The following is a 506-nucleotide window of genomic DNA, read 5'->3' on the forward strand; positions in this document are numbered from 1 at the left end:
CTTCTGGCCATTCTTACTGTGGGTCGCATCGTGTGGAAGCATGTTACGGCGTCACCAAAAGTAGAAGGCAGTCGATTTGAAGTCGTCGCAGCTAAAGCGGCACACGGTGTGATGTATCTATTACTTCTCACAATCTTTGTTTCAGGTTACCTCATTTCAACGTCTGATGGACGCGGCATCGAAGTGTTTAATTGGTTCACCGTGCCAGGAGCGGGAGAGTTATTCCCAGGCCAATCAGATATTGCAGGTGAGATTCACTTCTATGCAGCTTGGGCAGTCATCCTGATTGCAGGCTTACATGCTATTGCTGCACTAAAACACCACTTTATCGATAAAGACAACACATTAAGAAAAATGTTAGGAGCTTCAAAATGAAAAACTCACTCTTCGCTACAGGACTAGCAATCGCTATGGCACTGCCTTTAGGTGCTCAGGCTGCAGACTACGTCATCGATACGAAAGGTGCTCACGCGTCTATCAACTTCAAAGTTAGCCACTTAGGTTAC

At 46.0% G+C, this 506-nt stretch carries 1 protein-coding gene; it reads left to right on the forward strand.

The features are described from left to right. Nucleotides 1-375 (forward strand): cytochrome b (locus R7R78_RS29755; protein ID WP_225475046.1); only part of this gene is annotated, 375 nt, incomplete at its 5' end. Between the last annotated feature and the right edge of the window lie 131 nt (nt 376-506).

Source organism: Vibrio sp. 2134-1 (assembly GCF_033339495.1).